Genomic DNA, 24,809 nt, shown 5'->3' on the forward strand with positions numbered 1-24,809 from the left:
CCTCACATGAGTCTCGACTATAAGACACCTGTTGAAGCCTCAAAGTGCAAAGGGAAAATCCCCAAGAGGTGGAAAAGCTATAGAGAGGAGTACCTTGAAAATCAAAAAATAGGATAGGTGCCCAAGTTTTGGTACCTTTAGTCCTGTGAGGGGTTTCCTTCCGGGCTACGCCCTCCAGTCAACCCCTCACAGGACTAAAGGCTAGAAAGTCAACATAAAGCAGGATTAATAACAACGTAACATTAACCGAGTCAACCTTTTTCAGGAAACCACACCTGTGTATAAAGAGGGACAAAACACATTTACGACCCCGGTTGAGGGGTCGGACAAACTCATCTATGTCTGACCCCTCGGCCGGGGTCATGTAGGTGGGGTGAATATGCTCCTTGTACACAGGTCGTTCGGGGCTAACGCCCCTCCGACCTGTGCCTATTTAAGAGGGACCTCTGCCGAGGTCCTATCGGTCTATTTCTTATGTATAAACCCTTTTGGACGTCTCTTACTGGATACACTCCTTTACCTTCTGCATCAGCTCCTCAATAGAGGCCCCTTCGGTTGTCTCAAGGGCAGGGAAAAACTGCAGCTCCAGCCGACCCCACTTGGGGAGATAGGTACCACGCTTAAGGATCTCATACCCACCCGAGATTTTGGCAGGCACGATAGGGGCACCCATCTCAGTAGCCACCCTAAAAGCCCCCTTACGCAGCTTATCCAAATGCCCAGTAAGGGTACGGCTCCCCTCTGGGAACATAAAGATATGATACCCATTGGCAATCGCCTTCTCGCAATCCTTCACCACACGAATAGCACCAGATGGGGTATTCTCCACAAAGATAAAGCCAAGCTTCTCACACGCCCAACCCACAAAAGGGAGCTTGCGAAGCGACCCCTTCAATACCCACTTAAAACGCACACCAGCATATCCGTAGAGTAGAAAGATATCCATTGCACTGGTGTGATTGGGCGTCACCACTGAGGGGCGACTCTTGGGCAAGTACTCACGCCCCCTCACCTTTACAGGGATCAAAAGCAGTGCCAGCGTCACGATACTCCATATCTTACCAGGCCAGTAGCCAAAGACACGCTCGCCACCAAGGATACTTCCCAAAGCCGCAATTATAGCGGTGAGAATCGTCAGAACAAAAAAGAGTGGCAGCACCACAAGAATAGTGTACAGTGTGTACAATATACGCTTTATAATCATCTATTTGAGCTTTTAGCAGATAAAACTGCCCAAAGATACCCAATTCTACGTTGGCAATCAATAGATATCCCCGGGGTTAACGCATTAGAAAGGACTTGCCGTATAGTTTTCAGCTACTCAAGCAGGAATAGCAGAAGCCCGAAGGGCTTCCATGGTCTACTAACCCAGCCTTCCCCCTCCGTAGGTAGGCGAAGCGTACCTACGGAGGAGAAGGTTGGGGAGAGGAACAAGGCATCATCAACTACCCCGAAGGGGTTGCACTTTTACATCCAGAAGCGATGGTGTATATGCAACCCCTTCGGGGTAGCTTATTTATAGTCCTTTGCCTACCCAAGCTTCACCTTCGGGCTCGCTATCGCTCCCCTTCAGGGGGAAGCTTGGGTTAATACACCATGAAACCCCTTCGGGGTTTTCACTAATCACCAACAAATAACAGGCTGTTAAGGACCTCCGGGCGGAGGTCCTTACCCATTGACTCTCTGATGAATGTCTCGTAGCAAGTCTCTTCTAATGCGTAACCCCTGAATACCTGTGCCCTTGCCAGATGTTTCAAATTAGACGATGTCTTACTACGTGGCATTAATCGGAATATCTATGGTAAGGACCTCCTCAGGAGATTCCAAAAAAAGCACCCGACAGGGTGCCATTCAGCTAGCCCCCGGTCGAGGCTCATAGAGCCGAAGACCGGCGGGGAAATAGTATGATTATATCAATCGACCCTTGTGGTCGCACCCCCAATAGGTTGTGCGACCACAAGGGTCGTATGGTTGATGTACTTCGCCTCCCCGCCGGTCGTTCGGGGGCAAATGCCCCCTCCGACGCGGGGGCTGCTGAGTGGCACCCTGTCGGGTGCTTTCTAACGTCAAGATTGTTAAATAAACCAAAAACAACAAGACAACAGGGGAAAAGGGTACTCACTATTGTATCTAACTGATAACCAACATTATATATCAGAAAAAGCGAAGATCCTATCTCGGCATCATCTGAGACCGTATCAAAGCATTTGCCGAGATGCAACTAACCGATCGCTTTGTTGCAACTCAGCAAATGCTTAGTTGCAACTCGCCGATCATTGAGATGCAACTCAAAAAGCGCCTTCCTAAACTATTGGTTCACAATACCATACAAACAGCAGTTCAAATCGCTTCAAAACCCCCTCTCCCAAGATGCCATTTAATATATTTTATACTTATAGTGTAATAAATAACCCACCAAATGACTCCTACCCCCACCTTGTAAATTACTAAGAGGTCTCTTACTAAGAACCTTCTTACTAAGAGACCTCTTAGTTTTGAGATTATAGGTATATTTGTAGCAACTAAAGGCATACAAACACACAAGCAATATGAGTATAGAACCATTTAAATTCGGCATAGCCACTTCTGGCGAGCACTTCACAGATAGGGAAAAAGAGACAGAGCGACTAATCGCCAACTTCCAGCACGGTATCAATACTATTCTCATCTCTCCAAGAAGGTGGGGCAAAACCTCTCTAGTCAAAAAGGCCTCTACTTTGGCGACGACTAAAGAGCTACGTATCGTCTACCTTGATATTTTCGCTTGCCGTACTGAGGAGGAGTTTTGCAATGCCTTTGCTACAGCAGTTCTAAAACAGACTTCCACTCGTGCCGAGGAGTGGTTGAGAAATATTCAGGACTTTCTATCAAGAGTTAGCCCGAGGGTAACCTTAGGGGTAGACCCTACGGCAGAAATGTCGCTCTCTATAGACCTAAGGGGCGTTGAGAGAGGGCTGGAAGAAGTTTTGGAGTTTCCTGAAAAGTATGCAATGAAGCATAATTGCCGAATAGTCATCTGCATTGATGAATTTCAACAAATAGGGGAGTTCGCCAATTCACTTACCTTTCAGAAAAAACTACGAACCATTTGGCAGCACCAAAAGCAGGTCTCTTACTGTCTATTTGGTAGCAAAAAACATCTAATGGATGAGCTATTTGGCCGAAAAGACTACCCCTTCTATAAGTTTGGAGATATGATCTACCTCGGAAAGATTAGCACAGAGGATTGGGTTACCTACATATCTGAGCGATTTTTAACCACTGGCAAGGAGATCCCTACAGAGCTAGCTAAAAAGATCGCAAAGGCAGTAGATAACCACTCATCATACGTCCAACAACTCGCGTGGCTAGTATGGGGGCGGACCGAAAAGAGGGCTACAGAAGATGATTTAGAGCGAGCTATTGAAGACTTGATTAATCAAAATAGACCTCTATTTGAAAAACAAACTGAAGAGCTAACAAGCCACCAGCTAAGTCTCCTCCGAGCCATTGTCGATGGAAATAACAACTCCTTCACAAGCCAAAGGATTATTGACGACTACAACCTCAATTCGTCCGCAAATGCAAACGCAGTGAAAAATGCACTCACCAATAAAGAACTCATCGATACCGATAACGGCCACACCTATATCACCGACCCAGTGTTCACCCTGTGGCTAAGTCGCTACCTCTTCTATAGATAAGACCCCTTATCACATAGCAAAAGGGCTCTACAGCGAATGCCGTAGAGCCCTTTATTCTTCAGACTATAGACTCAAATTACTTGAGGGCAGCTAGAGCTGCATCGTAATTTGGCTCCGTGGTAATCTCTGGTACCAGCTCGGTGTAGATCACCTTGCCCTCAGCATCTACCACTACGATAGAGCGAGCGGTGAGACCAGCAAGAGGACCATCGGACATCTTTACGCCATACTCCTTGCCGAAGTCGCTACGGAAGAGTGATCCCGTCTTTACCTTGTCAATTCCCTCGGCACCGCAGAAACGAGCTAGAGCGAAAGGAAGGTCTTGAGACACGCCAAGTACTACAGTATTATCGGCCTCAGAAGCACGCTTATTAAAGGTGCGAACACTCTGTGCACATACCCCTGTATCAATACTTGGGAAGATGTTGATCACTACACGCTTACCTCTGAAATCAGAGAGCTTTCCCTCAGAGAGGTCACCATAAACTACGGTAAAATCGGGAGCTACACTGCCTACCTTTGGTAGCTCACCTACAGTATGGACGGCGTTACCGCCTAATGTTACTTGTGCCATATTGACTATTAATTAATTGGTTATTGAATTATTTTGTACCTATAGATAAAACAACCATCGCTATCAATTGGTTCAAAGTTGGGTGCCTAATCGGACGAGTCAGAGGGCTCCCAAGCTAAGAGGCCCAGAAAGAGCAGACCGCAAACGCTGCGTGGCTTAGTGACCTCACCCTCGCCCCCTCCCTACGCGACCACTTCAATGGGGAGTGCATCAATCTCACAGCACCCATTAGTCAAGACCCTATAGGTGCTAGTCCATCTCACTCTAAAAAATCAAAAGAGACGAGGTTGATTACTTTTGTGCAATACAGATATTATCACTAGCTTTGTGAAGAGTCCTGATTCCAGATAGGTCACCTCGGCGAGATTGGTTCGCCGTTGGCCTATTTGGGTTGGGACTCTCTTTTATAGTTAGAAATTTCAATCATATACCCTCCGACTAACCGATGGGTTAACTAGACAAAAACTGAGATGCAACAAAGCAAAAGCTTAGTTGCATCTCGCTGATTGGTTAGTTGCAACTAAGCTTTTGCTTAGTTGCAACTCATCTAACACAAAAATAGACTCCTGTATATCAATTAGTTACAAAGGTCATTTTTTAGCCTTTTATCTTTACTCCGCCTCCTTCGTTTTATGACCGAAATGGAAGTCAGGCATCTTGCCCTTGCCACCTGAGAGGGGCACTGGAGTGCCCACCACATACTTCATATAAAAGTGGTAGCAGATCATGGTGAGTGGCAGAGCAAAGAGCATTCCGAAGAATCCGAATAGCGAGCCCCACACGGTGAGGGAAAGCATGATAGCTACAGGGTGGATTCCTAGGGACTGACCTTGGATAAGAGGGGTGAGGAGTACTTGCTGAAGTGCATCGCTCAGCACAATCACGCCAACGCCAGCTAGGAGGAGGATAAAGAAGTTATCGCCCGTCATCACCGACTGTAGTCCCACCAGTATCACGAGTGGAAGGTAGCCCAACGTCTGCATATAGGGGATCATATTGAGTAGCCCTATCAAGAGCCCTAGGGTAATCCCCATCGGTAGCCCAATGATATAAAAGCCCACCGCCATCACCACTCCACAAATCATCGCGATCAGTGCTTGGCTACGGAAGTAAGCATTGGCATAGTGACCAGTTACCTCACCCAGCTCCTCCATAAAGGGGCGAATACTCACTGGCATCATCTCCATAAACCCTTTCTGTATCTTTTCGTAATCGAGCATCAAGAAGACCAAGTAAAAGAGGAAGATATAGATCACTGCTCCACCAGCAATGAGGTTAAAGGTACTCTCAATCAGTCCCCACCCCTTCGTGAATATCTGCTCGATAGAGCCAAAGAGCTCCTGCATATTGATGCTACCCATCAGCTCCTCTAGCTTCTGGATCAGCTGACTACGGGAAGAGAGCTCCTCTGGTAGCAAGCTCAGCAGATAGGCACCGATATCATACCGCTTCAGCATCTCCCACCCTTTACTCACCTCATTGGTGATACTTGGTATAAGGACGGCGAGCAGACCTACCACCAGCCCAATCGTCACGAGCAGCACAATCGTGGTGGAGAGCCACCGTTTGCGTATCTTACACTTATCCTCCAAAAAGTGAAGGAGTGGTAGCATTAGGTAGGCCATTAGCCACGCGATGATGAGTGGAATTAGGAAATAGCTTATGCGGGCAATCAGCCATACCAAAGCTGCAAATATCAATAGGCCGAAGCCGATACGAGCAATACGGTCGCGAGTAAATGGTGTCCGAAAGAACACCTCTATCTGTCTTGGTTTCATAAAAATCGAAGGGGTCACCCCTATTTTGGTTATCTTTGCACAAAGATAGATAATTATGACGAAATACCGACCAACATTCCACAGACTAAGTAGCATCACCCTCATGCTACTGCTACTCCCCTTAGTGACCAAGGCACAAGGGGTCAAGACTCCAAGCGAACCAGCTGCTCTAGCTCGCTCCTTCTGGACCCTCTCAATACAAGAGGCAGAGAGTGGCAAAGAGCTGGTAGGCATCCGAAGCCACCACCTCGCCACCCCCGCGAGTACCATGAAGCTGGTCTCCACGGCTACTCTTTGGAGCCAAAGAGGCGGCGGGCTACGCATCCCAACAGAGATACGCACCACTGGCACTATTGCTCAAGGGAAGCTGGAGGGCGACCTCTACATTGTGGGGCACGGCGACCCCTCCATCGGCTCAAGGTACTTTTGGAATAGCGACCAAGACATTTTCTTTAAAGAGGTGGCCAAAGCGCTTAAGTCAAAAGGGATCACCCAGATCACTGGCAATATCATTGCCCTCTCGCCCTCAAGTGACTTCCAAGCCAATAACCCCCGCTGGATTGCCTACGATATGGGTAATGCCTACGCACCCGGCTTCTGGGGCCTTAATGCCTACGATAATAGCTACTCTCTCCACTTTACCAAGCATGGGGAGAGCTACCACACTACCCCCACCGTGCCTCAGCTCGAGCTACGGAAAGCCTACGAAGTCACCTCTAGTAGCCACCGCGACTCTCTCTATATATCGGCCTTTCCTCACCCCGATGGCAGCTACGATATCACAGGCACCTACCCTCAGCGAGTAGAGAAGCTGCGGATCCGAGGTGCCCTCCCCAATCCTCCACTATTTGTAGCCCACCACCTACAGGAGGTGCTCAAGGCACAAGGCATTGCCACCCAAGGCGAAGCTCGGGTAGTCCCCACCACGCCTGCAGAGAGCCAGCTCCTCTACACCTACCAATCGGCACCCCTCCGCACGCTTGTGCAGACTACCCTGCACTATAGCCACAACCTCTTTGCCGAAGGGTTGCTCCGGCAGCTCACTTGGGGCAAAACTCCCCTTCCAGGGCAAAATGCCACCCAAACGGCCGTCAATGAGGTACACCGCTACTGGACTAGCCGAGGCATCAATACCCGCGAACTGGAGATGATGGACGGCTCGGGGCTTTCGCCTGAAAATAGGGTCTCTGCCTACTTTCTTGCCACTATGCTCGGAAAGGTACACAGAGCCGACCCCACTGGTAGCTACCAAAGCCTACTCCCACGTGCAGGAATGGAGGGCACCCTCGTGCAGTTTCTCAAGGGCACTCCCCTTCAGGGCAAAGCCCGCCTCAAGAGTGGCACACTCCGTAATGTGGTCTGTTACGCTGGCTATGTAGAAATGGGTGGCAAAACCTACACCGTCGCCCTGATGGTCAATAACTTCTACGGCAAAGCCTCTACCGTCCGCAAGGCGATGGAAGAGGTTCTACTCGAGGCCTTTGGCTACTAAACAAAAGTAAGAATGAATGAATATACTAAAACAATAAGAACCAAGTACATGACTAGAAACTCTTACCAGCAACTAGCACTAACCATAGCACTCTTATTCGTCGCTACTCTATCGGGCTGTAAGTCGGCACAGATCACCAAACGAGCACGTGCGGAGAAGGTATCTACCACCTCCTCTGAATACCAAAAAATCACAGGCCATGAGCAGTATGCCGTTTCAAGTGACGAGCTATTCGGGATCTACCAAAAGGAGGGAAAGTACTACTTCGATATCCCCACAGAACTGATAGGGCGAGATATGCTCATCGTCAATCGCATCCTCACCGTGCCCCCACAGCTCAATGAAGCGGGTATCAATAAAGGGATCAATTACGAGAATACCCTCATTCGCTTGGATCTAGCAGAGGATAAGAAGCAACTCGTGATCCGCCATATTCAGCCACAGCCCAAGGCTCCTGAGGGAGATAAGCTTGGACTTTCCATAGCCGAAAACTTCGTGTCCCCTATTATGGGAAAGCTGAAGGTAAGTAGCTTCAGCAACGACAGCACATCGGTACTGGTGGAGGTGACCAAGCTATATGACGGCTCCTCAAGACTATTTAATAATCTCTTCGACCTCATTAGCGTAGGCGGTAGCCCCGATACAGAGCTCTCTCAGATCAAAAGAGCCACTGCCTTCAAGAATAATATCACCGTAGTTTCGGAGCTCACTACCAAGGTGGTAGAGCTACGTACCCCAGTGTACCTCACAGTAGAGGTAGCCTCCTCCATCCTTTTGCTCCCAGAGCAACTTATGGCAGGGCGTTACCTAAGCCCTAGGGTGGGCTACTTCACAGTGCCAGTGAGCTACTACGCCGATGCACAAAATAGCATCACCCACCGCGAACTGATCACCCGCTGGAGATTAGAGCCCTCGGATAAGGAGGCCTACCTACGTGGCGAACTCGTAGAGCCAGTAAAGCCCATTGTCTTCTACATCGACCCCGCCACACCCGAGCGGTGGAGAAAGTATATGAAGCAAGGGATAGAGGCTTGGCAAGTGGCTTTTGAGCGGGCTGGATTCAAGAATGCCATTATCGCTAGGGAAAGCTCGGAGGAGATCAATCCCGACGACCTCAGCTACTCCTCCATCACCTACATTGCTTCGGAGATGAAAAATGCCATGGGACCCTCTGTATACGACCCCCGCAGTGGCGAGATTATCCAAGCCGATATCATCTGGTGGCACAATGTACTGGAGATGCTACGTAATTGGATTATCTTACAGACTGGGGCACAAAATCTCAAGGCAGCAAGCTGGGACCTACCTGAGGATCTACTCGGTGATGCGATGCGCTTTGTCGCTTGTCACGAGGTGGGGCACTCTCTGGGATTACGGCACAATATGATCGCCTCAAGTGCTTATACCATTCAGCAATTGCGCGACCCACAATTCACCGCCAAAAATGGAACCGCCCCCTCCATTATGGACTATGCCCGCTTCAATTACATCGCACAGCCAGAGGATGGCGTCACACACTTCTCTCCAGAGATAGGACCCTACGACCTACTCGCTATAGAGTATGGCTACCGCTGGTATGGCGAAGGGGGTGCACGCAGCGAAGTAGCAGCTCTACAGCAGCTACTCGCCAAGCACACCGGACCACTATACCGATACAGTGAAGCTCAGGACACCCGTGATGCAATAGACCCTAGAGCACAGACCGAGGACCTCGGTGATGACCCTGTGGCCGCCTCCACTCTCGGCATTGCCAATCTCAAGCGATTAATGCCTCAGCTACTCAAGATCACTAAGAGCCAAGACCCCCACCAAGGGTATCGGGAGGTGGGAATCCTCTATAATGCCCTGATGAATCAGTGGAATACCTTTATCTACCACCCAATGGCACTGATCGGAGGGATCTACCTCGAGGAGACAGATCGCTCGCAGCAGACTCAGAATAGCTACAACTTTGTGCCAAAGGAGAAGCAGAGAGAGGCAGCGGAGTTTTTGATCCGTGAGAGTATCACCTCCACCGACTGGCTATTCAATGCCCCACTTCTACGCTATACCTTCCCCATCAAGAGTAGTCCGAGCGGCTATATTGAGCAATCTCCTACGCTGGTTCTGAAGAACGCACAGAGCTACATATTTTGGGATATGCTCTCCGATAACCGCCTCATACGTATGAGTGAGAATGAGTACATCCATGGGAATAAAGCCTTCAAGGCTACAGAGCTGACCGATATGCTCTACAAAGCAGTATTCGGAAAGAGTGAGCGAGGAGAAGCACTGGACGTACGTGACCGATTTGTACAGAAAGGACTGGTAGATGCGCTGCTACAGAGTGTCTCCACAAGTAAGGTAACTAAGAAAAATAGCCTTGCCCTCACAGATGAAGAGGCTCGCTTTGCCACAGAGTCGGTAAGGAGTATCAACTTCAATGGCTCCCTAGCCGATCGCATCTCCGACGCAATCTCTATCAAGAGAGAGCTACTCCTCAGGATACGCAAGACCATCGGCCGTCAGAGCCAGACCAAAGACCCTACCCTCAGAGGACACTACCAGGATCTTATCATCAGAATAGATAATGCCTTAGAGCAATAACTCAAAGACCAAGCAAAACATGAAAAGAATACTAGCACTAGCTTTATTGCTACTCGCTACACTACCACTATCGGCACAGCAATTGCGTACCATCAGTGGTAAGATTACAGAGGTCGGCACCAATGAACCACTCATAGGGGCCAGTGTCTTTATCGCACCTAGCCAGACTCAAGCTAAGGACTACAACCCTCAAGGAGTGGTTACGGACATAGACGGAGACTATAAATTTACACTCCCCGCCTCGGTAAAGGAGGTAATCGTGAGCTTCATTGGCTTTAGAGAGCAAGTCATCACACTTACTCCAGGACAAAATGTCTACAATATTGTCCTCGAAGAGGATAGCCAAACCCTAGGAGAGCTAGTGGTGACTGGCTACCAAAAGATAGAGAAGCGCAAACTGACCTCCTCTATCACAACGATAGATGCCGATGAGATAAAGCAGGTAGGGGTGCCAAGTGTGGATCAAATGCTCCTCGGACAAGCCGCCGGTGTGGTGGTAACGCCTATGTCGGGTGCTCCTGGTGCACAGGCTCAAGTACGTATCCGTGGTACAGTATCGCTGAGTGGCTCCTCTGAGCCACTATGGGTACTCGATGGAATCCCACTTGATGGCGACATGGTACCGAAGAATATTGGCGACCAAGATGTCCTAGACCAATTACATAATAGCTCTATCGCAGGGCTCAATCCGGCCGACATTGCAGATATCACGATTCTTAAGGACGCAGCAGCGACGGCTATCTATGGGGCTAGAGCGGCCAATGGCGTTATTGTCATCACCTCCAAGCGTGGAAAGGAGGGGAGGATGCGCATCAACTTTAATGCCGATGCCTTCTTTACTGCTCGTCCTGATGGCTCTCGACTCAACCTCCTCAATAGCGATGAGAAGGTGTCACTGGAGCTGGACCTCCTCAAAAACCCACTTCACTCCTATCGCTCCAATCATGGCGATGTGGCTCGGATCATAGAGGCAGCTGGGCTCACCGACGCATACAAAGCAGAGGGGCTCTCGGCACTGTCACCAGAGGTTGCTCAGCAGATAGATGCCCTTAGGGGTAAGCAGACCGACTGGTTTAAGGAGATCTACGAACCAACGTTCAACCAACAATATGGACTAAGCCTCTCTGGAGGTACCGAACGATTTAATTACTACACCAGCTTCGGCTACTACGATGAGAAGGGAACCACCAAAGGCACCGCCTTTAAGCGTTACAACGTCACTGCCAATACCGACTATAAGCTATCAGAGAAGGTCACCGTTGGTCTCAGTCTATTTGCCAATCAGACCGACCGCAACTCCTATCTCGCCGAGAGTGAATTCTCCAATCCACAGCGGTATACCCGCAATGTCAATCCCTACAGAGAGCTCTACGATAGTGAGGGTAACTACATATACGACCCCGACGTAACCCTCTCCGACGACAAGCAGATCCCCTTCAACTACATGGAGGAACTCAATAATACCAATTACACGCTCAAGAATCAATCCCTCAAGGCAGTGGCAGATCTGGAGTGGAAGATTCTGCAACCCCTTCGCTTTACTAGCCAACTGGGTATTCAGATAGAGAGCAATACCACTGAGAAGAGTGGCACAAAGGAGTCGTTCTTTGCACGTAGCTATCATAATTCAGCGATGTACAAGGGTAAGAGCTTCTTGCCAGAGGGTGGGATTATCCAAAACTGGCACGACTCCTTTTTCCAATACAATTGGAAGAATCAGCTATTCTACTCACAACGATTCCAAGATCGCCACGACCTCGACGTAATGGCAGGCATGGAGCTGAGACGCAATAATACCACTGGCATTCACTCTAAGGGCTTTGGCTATGATGAGCGTACGCTAACCACTAAGCCGGTAGTATTCCCCGAGGGGCTTTCGGCCTCTACGGCCAATAACTCTAGATTTGCACCTTACCGCAAGCAGATCTATGAAAACGCCTTTGTATCATTCTTCTCTACCCTCTCCTACACCTACGACAATCGGTACACCCTCTTTGCTAGTTTACGCTACGATGGCTCGAACCTCTTTGGCGTAGATCCAAAGTATAAGTACCTACCACTTTGGTCGTTCTCAGGTGCATGGAACGTCAATCGTGAGCAGTGGATGCAAGGCCTCACATGGCTCTCCAACCTGAAGCTAAGAGCCTCCTATGGTATTCAAGGTAATGTGGATAAGAATACCTCTCCCTTTGTGAAGGGTGAGTGGCGTACCACCTCCTTCTTTAACGGGATCAATGAGGATATCATCACCGTGCTCTCTCCCCCTAATCAAAAGCTAAGATGGGAGAAGACGACCACCAGCAATATAGGTCTGGACCTTGGGCTACTCGATAACCGCATCTCACTAATTCTGGACTACTATTACCGCAATAGTGACGACCTCATCAGCGTTCGCAGTCTACCGAGGGAGAATGGTTTTGACTTCGTTAACCTCAACTGGGGTGAAGTAGAGAACCGTGGTTGGGAGTTGGCACTATCCACCACCAATATCAAGACAAAGGATTGGACGTGGACCACCACCCTCAACCTTTCACAAAACCGCTCAAAGGTACTGAGGTATAATGTACGCGATAATGACTATACGCCATCACTGGAGGGGTATCCTGTTAATGCCCTATTTGTAATTCCAACCGCTGGAATCGACAAGAATGGACTGATGACCTTTAGGGGTGCCGATGGTGAAGTAAAGAATTATCAAGAGCTATTCAAACTCTCAAAGGGGGCCTTTGGTGATGTGATCAGTAATATCACTCCAGCAGAGTTCCGGAGCCTCTTCCGCTATGTGGGAGACCGCGACCCTAAGCTCACTGGTGGCTTGAGCAGCACGCTTCGCTACAAGTCGGTGGATCTATCGATCTATTCCAACTTCTTCATCAATCGTTGGGTGACCCGTACCCCCTTCTACCATCCTACAAAGGTGGACCCAGGGGTGAATTATTCCCGTGACATCCTAGATGTATGGAGTCCAGATCATACTCCTGGCCAATATCCGAAGCTACTCGGCAGTGGCACCACGACGGAGATGGAGGAGTACGCACGGGAGTGGATGGGAGGTTACGACCCAGCTATTACCTACTCTCAGTACGATATTTGGGCGAAGCGGATCAGCTACTGGCGCTTCAGCAGTATCCGACTAGGGTACACGCTCCAAGGCGAGGAGGTAGGAAGTGACCTCTTCCAGCAGATTCGTCTGACCGCCGAGATACGTAATCCATTTGTGATTAGCAGCGACTACTCAGGTTATTTCGACCCAGAGACCTACGGAAATATATACTCACAGCCAGTAGCACGAACCTACTCAGTGGGTATCAATATCACCTTTTAATAGTAACTCAAGCATATGAATAAGCAACTAAAATACTTACCAATACTACTGCTACTCACGATGCTCTGGAGCTCGTGCGACAAGTACTTGGATATCGTGCCTCGTGGGCAGGTGATTCCGGAGACGACGGAGGAGCAGCGAGCTCTGCTCAATCAGGGCTACAATGCCTTTCCACGCCACAAGGAGCTACTCACGATGCGTGGACTGCAGGTGACACCGAATATCGACCCTTATGGTCTCTCGGGCTTCCCCGCCTACCGCAATATCTACACTTGGCAGGATGGAGCGGATACTAAAGGGCAAACGGAGGAGTATGCCTATGGGAGCTTCTACACAGTGATCTTTTACTGCAACTCTATTATCCAAGAGGTAACCCCGAAGGATGAAGTGCTGTCACAGATCGTAGGGGAGGCCTATCTTCTACGCGCCTACTCCTACTTTGAGTTGACCAATATGTATGGTCCTAAGTACAGTGAAGGAGCACGCAACACTAAGGTGGTGCCCATCAATAGCACGATAGATATTGAGCAGACTTTCCCGAAGGCAACGCTCGGTGAACTATACGACCAGATTGAGGCGGACCTAAAGCAAGCAGAGAAGTACCTCAAGACAACTCAATGGAGTGAGCCAAGGTACAAGTACAGGGGCTCTAGAGAGGCCCTCTTTGCCATCGCCTCAAGGATATCGATCTACAAAGGGGAGTGGTCGGAAGTGCTAGAGGAGTGCCAAAAGGTACTGGGAATCAGCAAGGATCTCGCCGACCTTAATAAGGGCGAAGCAAAGGAGTTCTTGCTACCTACGCACTACCAATCTTCAGAAAACATCTGGGCATTGGAGGAGCTATTTGGTCAGACCATCCGTGAATTTGCCTTTGTGGAGCAGGGGTACTTTGATAGCTTTACAGAGGGCGACCTTAGGAAGAAGTACTACTTCACGGAGCTCACGGATATGAATACGTGGGAGTCTAAGCCTGGGCAGAATAAGATACTAGGGAAGGACTACCGCCCTACAATCCGCCGAGCAGAGATCTACCTCAATGCTGCAGAGGCAGCAGCAAGGCTGGGCAAGGCGGAGGAGGCCAAGCAATATCTCTCTGCCCTCCTCACGAAGCGATACACGGCAGAGGCTCTGGCAACCCGTATGGCGGAGCTACAGCCCCTCACTGGAGAGGCTCTGGTGCAAGAGATTCTACTAGAGCGCCAAAAGGAGCTAGGCGTAGAGGGTCATGAGTGGTACGACTACAAGCGGACAACTCAGCCAGCACTCTCCAAGGTGGTAGAGGGTAAGGAGTACCATCTCCAGCAAGGCGATGCTCGCTATGTACTCCGCATTCCGCTTTCAGCTCAGGAAGCTAATCCCCAGCTAGTTAAGTAAACAGTATACAGAAGATAGATAGAGAGGAGCACCTTGAAGGTAAAAAATTGGATAGGTACCCGAGTATTGTTCCTTTAGTCCTGTGAGGAGGCTTCCATTCGGGGGGCACCGCACAGGACTAAAGGTTTAAAGTCAACATAAAGCTGGACTAACAACAATGCAATCGTCAGGGGGGAAACACTCCAATTATCAAAAAATAGGTATCTTTGAGGCGTAAAACAAAGGATACCAATTGAATGGACGACCAAACAGTAAATGCTATCCGTCTGGTAGGCTATGTGGGGAAGGAGCCCAACATACGGTGGTACGACCCTACCACCTGTGCTGTACGCTTCTCACTCGCTACACATGCCCCTACCCATCTCACCGAGGAGGCACTGGAGTGTAGCGGAGAGGTGACCGATTGGCATAGGATTATCTGTTATCGGGCACTCGCAGAGGAGGTAGGTACCAAGCTACTCCCTGGGGATCTGGTGGAGGTGTCGGGGCGGCTGACCTATACACGTAGCTACAATAAGCAGGGGCAGTTTACCACGCATACCTTTATCATCGCCAAGGAGATCGCCCTTCTTAAGAGAAAGGAGGTGGCCACTACTACCCCAACGGAGAAGAAGGTACAAGAGCGATACGGCCACCTCTTTGAGGAGCTAGAGAAAAATCCCGATGGGCTACCCTTTTGATTGAGCACACAACCGCTAATAATATAGACCAATAGATATTTTGGACGACCCGAGTTATTTATCCAGTTTATTCGAAGGTGTAGTGACCTATCCCATCACCACACCAGTGATCATTGCACTCATCCTAGCACTTATTTGCTTGGTATTGAGTGGTTTCTTTTCAGGCTCGGAGGTGGCCTTTTTCTCACTCCGCCCCAAGGATATTGAGCAGCTCGAGGAGAACTCAGAGAAGCGAGAGAAGCAGGTGCTAGAGGCACTTGCCAATTCGGACTACCTACTCGGCACTATCTTGGTGATGAATAACTTCGTGAATATTGCCATCACCATGCTCACGAGCTATGCCGTGAGCCGACTCTTTGACTTCGGCGAGGCACAGACTTTGGGCTTTATAGTACAGGTGATCGGTATCACCTTTTTGGTCCTCCTTTTTGGTGAGATCATCCCTAAGGTCTACTTCCAAAACCACGCCCTTGCGGCTACGAAGTTTATGATTGGTCCGCTCCGACACCTGATGAAGGTGACTCAGCCAATCGTCCACCTCCTAGTGAAGATAGGAGCCGGAGCCACTAAGCCCTTTATCAGTAAGGAGAGCAAGGTGACGGAGAGCGATCTCGAGCGGGCTATTGCCCTGACCACCGACGACCAAGAGGAGCAACAACTCCTCCATGGGATTGTCCGTTTTCATCGCAAGACGGTCAATGATGTGATGACTCCCCGTATGGATATTGTGGCGGTAGACCTTGAGGATAGCTTTCAGAGTGTCAAGGAGCTGATTGTGGAAAAAGGGTACTCTCGAATGCCTGTCTACGATGAACGGATCGATAATATCAAGGGAGTCCTCTATGCCAAAGACCTACTCTCGCACCTCTCGGAGGGCGATGACTTTGCGTGGCAACCGCTGATTAGGGAGCCTTTCTTTGTGCCAGAGAGCAAGCGGATCAATAGTCTACTAGAAGAGTTTAGGACCGAAAAGATTCATCTCGCCATAGTGGTGGATGAATTTGGTGGCACTAGCGGACTAGTGAGCATGGAGGACCTACTTGAGGAGATCGTGGGGGAGATTGAAGATGAATACGATACCGATGAGGAGGTGCTCTACACGGAGCAACCTGATGGGAGTATTCTATTCGACGCCAAGATAGGGATTGTGGACTTCCTGCGTATCACCGGAGTGCCCGACTACAAGGAGATCGAGGAGGAGATGGAGGAGGTGGACACCCTTGGTGGAATGCTACTGGAGGCAAAGGGCGACTTCCCTACAGTGGGTGAGGAGATCTATATCCGCAAACACCGCATTGTGGTGCGTGAAATGGGGCGCCGACGTATTAGCAAGGTGCAGTTTTATCCCGACACTGAGGGCGAAGCAGAAGCAGAGGAATGAGCCCGAAGGTGCTGATCTTTCTCACGCCGATAGAGCAGGAATTGGAGCGAGGAGAGGCGGTGCAAAGGGCGAAACAACGGGTACTTTCCTCTCCTATTTCATATACTACTAAGGGGCGACCAAGGCTGGAGGAGCACCCCGATTGTGCCCTCTCAATCTCGCACTCTCAGCACTGGCTGGCAGTGGCTATCGGACCGCTAGGAACACCACTAGGCATTGATGTAGAGGAGAAGGCCCAGCAGGCTGAGCGGACCTTGCCACGCTATAGCACCGCTGAGGAGCAAACCCTTCTAAAGAAGTACGGACTTCCACCAATACAACTCTGGACCGCCAAAGAAGCGGTCTACAAAGCCCATTCGGAGCAGCTTTCCAAAGGCATCAACCAGATAGAGATGGTCTCCCCTACCCTCTGCATCGCTACCACCGACAGCGGAGAGCAGTTGCCTCAATCCGTCCATTCCCAATACCTAGCAATAGAAAAGCTCTACCTCACCGTCGCCACCGACATTGAGATAGAGCTCCGAACCGTCTAAATTCAAAGGATAAGGACCTCCTTGGAGGTCCGATTTGTTGTAGCCCCCGTGTCGGAGGGCATAGCCCGAACGACCGGGGGTAATAGACACCATATATATAAAACGACCCCTTGCGGGTCGGACAGCCTTTTCTAGGATTACTTGTCCGACCCGCAAGGGGTCGTAAGATAACGCTCCTCAATTTCTCCCCCATTCATCGGGCTACGCCCTTGAATGGGGGCTACGACAAATCGGACCTCTGCGAGGTCCTTTGCAGTGGAACCCAGCGTGCAAAGTCGTTACTTCAGTGGGTTTTCGCCGAGGAAACGCTCCGCCGTCATCGCAGCTTTACAGCCACTACCTGCAGCGGTAATCGCTTGGCGGAAGTGAGGGTCAGCCACATCACCAGCAGCAAAGACGCCCTCTACATTGGTATTAGGCATACCGTCCTTCGTGAGGATATACCCTTGCTTATCGAGCTCAATCTGCCCACCGAGGAAGTCGATGTTAGGCTTGTGCCCGATGGCGAGGAAAAAGCCTTGGACTGGTAGGTCATAACGCTCCTCATTCGCCTCGCCCTTGTTCTTCACCACATGGACACCAGCGACGCCATTCTCCCCATAAAGTCCTTCGGCCTGTTGCTTCCAGAGCACTTCAATATTCTCCTTCTTCAGCACACGGTCCTGCATCACCTTTGAGGCACGTAGCTCATCACGACGCACCATGAGGTAGACCTTCTTACAGATCTGAGAGAGGTAAAGAGCCTCCTCGCAAGCGGTATCTCCACCACCTACCACAGCCACATCCTGACCACGGTAGAAGAAACCATCGCAGGTGGCACAACCGCTAACGCCCATACCCATATACTTCTGCTCATCGGGCAGACCTAGGTACTTGGCACTTGCACCAGTGGCGATGATGATGCTCTCGGCAATAATCTCAGAGTCGCCACCATTGATCTCCACCTTAAACGGACGCTTTGAGAGGTCGAGCTTTGTCACCTCACCATCACGCATATCGGTGCCGAAGCGCTCTGCCTGCTTTTTGATATCCATCATCATCTGAGTGCCATTCACCGCCTCGGGATAGCCAGGGAAGTTCTCCACATCAGTGGTAGTAGTCAATTGCCCGCCTGGTTGCATTCCCTCCACTAGCACGGGAGAAAGATTGGCCCTTGAGGCATAGATCGCCGCAGTATATCCTGCTGGTCCGCCCCCTATGATGAGTAGCTTCGTCTTGATTGTTTCCATATCTCTATATCTTATTAGTCATTAAACAGTTACCTTAAATCTATAACCGCCACCCCTGGGAGTTTGTTCGCATCAAAGCGAAAGAAGCCCTTCTGCTTCATCTGAGCCGTGGCACTCTGCCGTAGCTTAGTCACCTTCAGCACAATCGGCACCGATACACTCCTCTGCTTCACACGCATAGAGAGCGGTTCGCACTGGCTATTGAGGTGCACCTCTAGCCACTCTATCTCCTCCTTCTGCTTAGGGGTCGCCTTGATGGTCGTCACCGCCCCTGTAGTCGACTCCTTGAGGTTAAAGGTCTTGGCAGAAATACGGTTAAGGTTGAGCAGAGGATTGAGCTCTAGTAGGTCCTCCCTATAAGGCTGGGTAAGATTGACCTCCCCATTCTGCGGAATGTAGACCCACAGGTTACCCCCTTGGTGCCACGCACGTATCGAAGGGCTCTCCAGGCAAAAGTCCTCGCCTAGTGCATAGTAACTTCCCTGCTCACTATCCTCGCCAATCGTCAGCTGATACTCTATCTGTAGCCCTTTAGAGGCATCTAAATATCGCTTTGCTTTTTGTAGCGTCTGCTCCTGTGCTTCGGCCGAAAAGGCAAATAACAGTGGAAGTAACGCCAGTAGCCATCTCCTTATACCCATCATCCTTACTTTCTATTGTCTTCAAAAAACTGCTCCAACTGCTCCTCCGTAGTGATGAGAAGCTCACGTGGCTTATTGCCATCAGCACCCGAGATAATACCCGCATGCTCCAACTGCACCATAATACGAGAGGCACGGTTGTAACCCACTCCAAATATCTGCTGAATGTAGCTCGCCGAAGGGCGGTTATCCAGCACAATCCTACGGGCAGCCGCCTCAAAGAATTCGTCCCAATTACTAGGATCTAGTTCGCCAGTAGCCAGAGAACCAGCGAGGACACTACCCTCAGGCTTCACCTCGGGTAGTTCATACGCCTCCCTAAACCCTCTCTGGTCAGAGATAAACTTCACCAAGCTATTCACCTCAGGGGTATCTACAAAGGCACACTGCACACGGGTGAGGTCGTTGCCCGTAGTGAAAAGGCTATCCCCACGGCCAATCAGACGATTAGCCCCTTGAGCATCTAGGATAATCTTAGAATCAATACCCGAAGAGACCTTAAAGGCAAGTCGCCCTGGGAAGTTAGCCTTAATAGCACCGGTAATAATTGACGCCATGGGTCGCTGCGTAGCGATAATCGCATGGATACCCACCGCTCTCGCCTTCTGTGCTAAGCGGGTGATCGGTGCCTCGATCTCCTTACCTCCCGTGAGCATCAAGTCGCCATACTCATCAATGATCAGCACAATGTAGGGAAGGAACTTATGCCCCTTCTCCGGATTGAGCAGCCGTTGCTTAAACTTCTGATTGTACTCCTTGATATTCCTCACATGCGCCGACGAGAGTAGCTCATAGCGGTCGTCCATCTCCACACAGAGCGATTCCAGCGTCCCTTGCACTCGCTTAGGGTCGGTGATGATCACCTGATCCTCATTGGGTAGCTTCGCCATATAGTGCTTCTCAATCTGCCGATAAGGGCTAAACTCCACCATCTTAGGGTCCACCATCACAAACTTCAGTTCCGAAGGGTGAAGCTTGTAGAGCAAAGAGGTGATAATAGCATTCAGACCCACCGACTTACCTTGGCCCGTTGCTCCCGCCACCAGAAGGTGCGGTGTCTTGGCAAGGTCAAAGACAAAGACATCATTAGTGATCGTACGCCCGAGCGCCACTGGCAAGGCCGCGGTACTCTCGGCAAACTTCTTGGAGAGAATCACCGAACGCATACTCACCACCTGAGGCTTTTTATTTGGCACCTCCATACCGATCGTCCCCTTGCCCGGCATCGGTGCAATGATACGAATCCCCATCGCCGAAAGGCTCATAGAGATATTATCCTCCAGTCCACGGATACGAGAGATATGGATGCCCTCCTCTGGCACCACCTCATAGAGCGTGATGGCAGGGCCCACCGTGGCACTAATCGACTTAATCCCTATCCTGAAGCTCTCCAGAGTAGTGGTGATCAGCCGCTTATTCTGCTCTATCTCCTCCGTATCTATCTCCTCATTTTGCTGCTCGTACTTCTTGAGGAGGTCGGCCGAAGGCATCTCAAAGCCAGCCAGCTCTAGGGTAGGGTCATACTCCCCCTGCTCCTCCACCAGTTGCTTGGCACGTAGCTCGGCGCTGGTCACCTCGTCCTGCATGCTACGGTTGTCCATCACCACCATATCCACCCCATCTCCCGCTTCACTCCTGTGGATGATAGGGGCAGGCCGAGGCATCGGAGGTGCTGGTGCCTCCTCTGGCTCCAAGGTAATCGTGATAGGGGCTTGAGGCGTCTCTTCTTCTTCCTCCTCCGCCAATTCACTCGTTTCAGAAGGGGCTACATAGGGATCCTCAGGAATATCCTCAAGGAGCTCTCCCTCGTCATCGCCATCGTCCACCGACTTATTGCGTCGAAACCACGATAGCAGCCCCTTTCGCTTAGGCGCTTCGTCACTCTTCACACCAGTGCGCTTCGCCTCTGCCCAACGGTTGTACTTGGCACGAATCCCCTGGAAAAATAGAAATTGCACCAGCAAGAGGGTCAGGATAATCACCAGCCAAAGGCCAAAACCTCCTACCCTCATCTCTAGCCAAACCCGCACCGTCTCCCCTAAAATGCCACCTGGGTAAAAGAAAAAACTAGCTGCGATAGGACGGAATATAGTAGCAGAGAAGAGCGACGTCCAAAAGGTAGCAATAGTGGAAAAGATGATCAACTTCGGGTAATTGACCTTTGCAGGCCCTAGCAAGCCAAGACCCATAGCGAGGAGAAGGATGATCACAAAAATCACCCCTATCCCTACCCACTCATTCACCATAAGATGCATCAGATGCATCCCTACCACCCCACTACTTCCCTGCATCGCCTCGGCCTGAGCTGCCACATCGGCAAGGTCGGGATCGAGCAACACACTCTGGTCCGCAGACCCCTCAAAGAGATAGGTGACAAAGGCATAGAGCATAAAAAGACCCAGACCAAAGAGTAGCAAACCAATGGAGACGGGGAGCATACGCTCCTTACCCATCATGCCCCTGAAGAAACGACCTGCTCGCTCCCTCAGACTACCCCCTAGTTCAATCTCTTCACCCGACCGACTACGGCGGTTCTCCACCGGTTTCTCCCTAACGATCCTCTTCTTGCTCATCAACTCAATACAATAATATTATACTCTGCAAACTTACCCAAATCCTAGCACAATAACCCCACCCCCGCTCCGCAAAAATTTGCTGTAGCCCCATTTCAGGGCAACCCGCCCCGAGCCCGATGAATGGAAGGGAGGAGGGTAAATAAGGCGACCACCCCAACCCTACGACCTCCCGCAGGGGAGGTCGGACAACCAAATCTAGAACCCATCATTTTGTCTCAATGTGTCTACATTTTCAGGAATAGAGGAGACGGAGTGTCTACACACTCAGGAATGCGATGATATACCGTCCATATATTCCGCATAGGGTGCGGAATGCATTCCGTATGCGTGCGGAACGTATTCCGTAGCCCTGCGGAATCCATTCCGCACGCATACGGAATATAGGGTTGATACCAGAAGAGATTATTAAATAAACGAACGACACCACTTAGCGTAAGGACCTCTGCCGAGGTCCTTTAGATACCCCACTAAAAACTATACGGGAGCCCTCTTGAATGCGTTGCCCTTTCATCACAGCTTCGCTTGATTAGGAGTTTACCTAGAAAAGTGGTAACTTCGCTATCAAAATCAGAGGAACAGTATGGAGGTAGACGAACGATACGAGCGGGAGGACTTAGCCGAGGCACTGAGGGTGCTGGAGGCGGGTGGGGTGATCCTTTACCCTACCGATACGATTTGGGGCATTGGTTGTGATGCGACAAACGAGGAAGCGGTGCGGAAGGTCTTTGAACTAAAGCACCGAGCAAGTGCCAAGGCACTGATCTCTATTGTAGATAGCTCGGCCAAGTTGCAAGGACTTATGGCGGAGGTGCCTGAGATCGCTTACGACCTGATTGAGGCAAGCCCTACCCCACTCACGGTGATCTACCCTGGGGTGCATGGATTGGCACCCAACCTTTTGGCAGAGGATGGGAGTGCGGGGATCCGAGTGGTGGAGCGTGAGCCTTTCTGTAGGGATCTTTGCCTAAGATTTAAGAAGCCAATTGTGAGCACCTCTGCCAATGTCTCAGGCGCACCTAGTCCGGCACACTTTGGAGAGATCTCTCAAGAGATACTCGAGGGGGTGGACTATGTAGTGAAATATCGACAAGGCGATAGGAGGCCTGCCACTGCCTCGAGCATCATCAAGCTGGAGGTGGATGGACAATTCAAGGTACTCAGATAGGATGAGCAAGGAGCATAAGTCGGTGCTAAGGATTTTGGAGTGGCGCGAAAAGCACATTCCAGAGCAGATCTTTATCCTGATACTTGCCTTCGTGATTGGGGTACTCTGCTCATTTTCAGCTGCGATCCTGAAGGGGTCGATCCATTGGATTGCAGACCATGCCGCCTCCATTTCGGAGGTCGACGACCTCTATATCGGTTACCTGATCACGCCGGTGGTGGGTGTATTTCTTACCTACCTCTTTGTGAAGTACATTGTGCGTGATGATATCAGCCACGGCGTCACTAAGATTCTCTATGCCCTTAGCCAGCGTAAGAGCCGGCTGAAGCCACACAATATGTGGAGTTCTATTGTTGCCTCTTCTATCACCATCGGCATGGGTGGTTCGGTAGGTGCAGAGTCGCCTATTGTGATGACTGGTTCGGCGATCGGGAGCAACATCGGTCGCTTTTTTCACCTAGAGCATAAAAACCTAATGCTCCTCTTGGGGTGCGGTGCAGCGGGGGCGGTAGCGGGGATATTCAAGGCACCGATCACGGGACTTATCTTTGTGGTGGAGGTGTTGCTGATGGACCTCACCCTCACCTCTGTACTACCGCTACTTATCTCCTCGGTAACCGCTGCCTCTTTCTCTTACCTGATCTTTGGTACCGAGGCACAGTTTGCCTACGAAGCGACAGAGGCCTTTACACTCGGTAGGATGCCGTGGGTGATCGTACTAGGAGCTCTTTGCGGACTCGCCTCGCTCTACTTCACCAAGATCTCCTTTGGGCTGGAGCGCAAGCTGAAAGGGATGACACACTATTGGGAGAGGTTTCTGGTCTGCGCGGCGATCCTCAGCACGCTAATATTTTTGCTTCCCCCACTCTACGGTGAGGGGTATAACTCTATCAGCACGCTGATTAGTGCCGAGCCACAGCGGGTGATGCAAGGCTCTTTCTTTGAGAAGTTGACCGGCACCACGTGGGCACTTCCCCTCTTCTTGACATTAGCGGTACTGGCAAAGGTTTTTGCCACGGTGGCGACCAATGCGGGTGGCGGAGCCGGCGGTGTCTTTGCGCCTAGTCTCTTTGTGGGTGCACTGGTGGGCTTTGCCTTTAGCTATGTAATGAATATCTCGGGTCTCAATATCTACCTCCCTACCGACAACTTTGCCCTCATGGGCATGGCGGGGGTAATGGCAGGGGTGATGCATGCCCCGCTGACGGGTACCTTCCTCATCGCTGAGCTGACAGGTGGGTACAATCTATTTCTCCCCCTTCTGGTGGTCTCCACCACTGCCTATGGTACGATTAAGCTCTTCCTACCCCACAGTATCTACTCGCTACGGTTGGCGGAGGAGGGGAAACTGCTGACGCACAATAAGGATAAGGCGGTGATGACGCTGATGCAGGTGGATCACGTGATTGAAAACGACTTTAGTATCCTTTCGCCCGACATGACGCTGGGCGATACGGTGCGTATCTTTGGCGAGAGTAAGCGCAATATTTTCCCAGTGGTGAATGACAAGGGACGTATGGTGGGGATGGTGCTACTGGATAATATCCGCAACATCATGTTCCGACCCGAGCTCTACGACCGCTTCAAGGTGGCGACCTTTATGGTTTCGCCCGAAGCACGTGTGGTGGTGGGGATGAGTATGGATGAGGTGATGAAGCTCTTTGATGATACGAGGGCTTGGAACCTCCCTGTGGAAGACGAGGAGGGGAAGTACCTCGGCTTTGTCTCTAAGTCGCAGATATTCAACCAATACCGCGAGGTACTGAATGATAACTTTGGAGGAGATTAAGAA

At 50.5% G+C, this 24,809-nt stretch carries 16 protein-coding genes; 10 read left to right on the plus strand and 6 right to left on the minus strand.

Going from position 1 to position 24,809, the window contains the following annotated elements; all coding sequences use genetic code 11:
- Nucleotides 1–499: 499 nt before the first annotated feature.
- Nucleotides 500–1,204 carry a lysophospholipid acyltransferase family protein gene (locus A3GK_RS10185; protein WP_018027471.1) on the minus strand — a complete coding sequence of 235 codons (705 nt, stop codon included), beginning with the start codon at nt 1,202–1,204 and terminating at the stop codon, nt 500–502.
- A gap of 1,345 nt (nt 1,205–2,549) precedes the next feature.
- Here A3GK_RS10185 and A3GK_RS0100015 point away from each other — a divergent pair.
- Complete coding sequence (locus tag A3GK_RS0100015) at nt 2,550–3,683, plus strand: AAA family ATPase (protein WP_018027472.1); 1,134 nt, start codon at nt 2,550–2,552, stop codon at nt 3,681–3,683.
- Between the two features lie 76 nt (nt 3,684–3,759).
- Here A3GK_RS0100015 and tpx read toward each other — a convergent pair whose 3' ends face one another.
- Together tpx and A3GK_RS0100025 are read right to left on the minus strand one after the other, a co-directional pair.
- Nucleotides 3,760–4,257: a thiol peroxidase gene (tpx, locus tag A3GK_RS0100020; RefSeq protein ID WP_018027473.1), complete on the minus strand. Its 498-nt coding sequence runs from the start codon at nt 4,255–4,257 to the stop codon at nt 3,760–3,762.
- Nucleotides 4,258–4,868: 611 nt separating this feature from the next.
- Entirely contained in the window at nt 4,869–6,035 is a 1,167-nt protein-coding gene (locus A3GK_RS0100025) for an AI-2E family transporter (RefSeq protein WP_018027474.1), read from the minus strand.
- A gap of 55 nt (nt 6,036–6,090) precedes the next feature.
- On the opposite strand from A3GK_RS0100025, the gene dacB reads away from it, so the two are divergent.
- The 7 genes from dacB (at nt 6,091) to A3GK_RS10910 (ending at nt 17,406) form a co-directional block, all read left to right on the plus strand.
- Nucleotides 6,091–7,527, plus strand: coding sequence for a D-alanyl-D-alanine carboxypeptidase/D-alanyl-D-alanine endopeptidase (gene dacB / locus A3GK_RS0100030; protein WP_018027475.1), 1,437 nt, complete (start codon nt 6,091–6,093; stop codon nt 7,525–7,527).
- Between the two features lie 48 nt (nt 7,528–7,575).
- Nucleotides 7,576–10,113, plus strand: a complete 2,538-nt coding sequence (locus A3GK_RS0100035; protein WP_018027476.1) for a zinc-dependent metalloprotease — start codon at nt 7,576–7,578, stop codon at nt 10,111–10,113.
- 19 nt (nt 10,114–10,132) lie between these two features.
- Nucleotides 10,133–13,438, plus strand: coding sequence for a SusC/RagA family TonB-linked outer membrane protein (locus A3GK_RS0100040; protein WP_018027477.1), 3,306 nt, complete (start codon nt 10,133–10,135; stop codon nt 13,436–13,438).
- Between the two features lie 15 nt (nt 13,439–13,453).
- Nucleotides 13,454–14,812 (plus strand): RagB/SusD family nutrient uptake outer membrane protein, encoded by a 1,359-nt coding sequence (locus A3GK_RS0100045; RefSeq protein ID WP_018027478.1) that lies wholly within the window; start codon nt 13,454–13,456, stop codon nt 14,810–14,812.
- A gap of 236 nt (nt 14,813–15,048) precedes the next feature.
- Entirely contained in the window at nt 15,049–15,492 is a 444-nt protein-coding gene (locus tag A3GK_RS0100050) for a single-stranded DNA-binding protein (protein ID WP_018027479.1), read from the plus strand.
- Nucleotides 15,493–15,532: 40 nt separating this feature from the next.
- Complete coding sequence (locus tag A3GK_RS0100055; RefSeq protein ID WP_026161598.1) at nt 15,533–16,873, plus strand: hemolysin family protein; 1,341 nt, start codon at nt 15,533–15,535, stop codon at nt 16,871–16,873.
- Nucleotides 16,870–17,406: a 4'-phosphopantetheinyl transferase family protein gene (locus A3GK_RS10910; RefSeq protein ID WP_018027481.1), complete on the plus strand. Its 537-nt coding sequence runs from the start codon at nt 16,870–16,872 to the stop codon at nt 17,404–17,406. Before A3GK_RS0100055 ends, A3GK_RS10910 begins: the two co-directional genes overlap by 4 nt.
- Nucleotides 17,407–17,684: 278 nt before the next feature.
- Here the strand turns inward: A3GK_RS10910 and trxB are convergent, their stop codons facing one another.
- The 3 genes from trxB to A3GK_RS0100075 are packed head-to-tail and all read right to left on the minus strand — an operon-like array spanning nt 17,685 to nt 21,849.
- Complete coding sequence (gene trxB / locus A3GK_RS0100065; protein WP_018027482.1) at nt 17,685–18,635, minus strand: thioredoxin-disulfide reductase; 951 nt, start codon at nt 18,633–18,635, stop codon at nt 17,685–17,687.
- Between the two features lie 29 nt (nt 18,636–18,664).
- Nucleotides 18,665–19,279, minus strand: coding sequence for a hypothetical protein (locus A3GK_RS0100070; protein ID WP_018027483.1), 615 nt, complete (start codon nt 19,277–19,279; stop codon nt 18,665–18,667).
- Between the two features lie 2 nt (nt 19,280–19,281).
- Entirely contained in the window at nt 19,282–21,849 is a 2,568-nt protein-coding gene (locus tag A3GK_RS0100075) for a DNA translocase FtsK (RefSeq protein ID WP_018027484.1), read from the minus strand.
- Nucleotides 21,850–22,432: 583 nt separating this feature from the next.
- Between A3GK_RS0100075 and A3GK_RS0100080 the strand changes: the two genes are divergently transcribed.
- Together A3GK_RS0100080 and A3GK_RS0100085 are read left to right on the plus strand one after the other, a co-directional pair.
- On the plus strand, nt 22,433–23,017 hold the full coding sequence (locus tag A3GK_RS0100080; RefSeq protein ID WP_018027485.1) for an L-threonylcarbamoyladenylate synthase: 585 nt from the start codon (nt 22,433–22,435) through the stop codon (nt 23,015–23,017).
- Nucleotides 22,992–24,806: a chloride channel protein gene (locus A3GK_RS0100085; protein WP_244860701.1), complete on the plus strand. Its 1,815-nt coding sequence runs from the start codon at nt 22,992–22,994 to the stop codon at nt 24,804–24,806. Before A3GK_RS0100080 ends, A3GK_RS0100085 begins: the two co-directional genes overlap by 26 nt.
- The last annotated feature ends 3 nt before the right edge of the window (nt 24,807–24,809 follow it).

This window comes from Porphyromonas somerae DSM 23386, from assembly GCF_000372405.1.
GTDB lineage: Bacteria > Bacteroidota > Bacteroidia > Bacteroidales > Porphyromonadaceae > Porphyromonas_A > Porphyromonas_A somerae.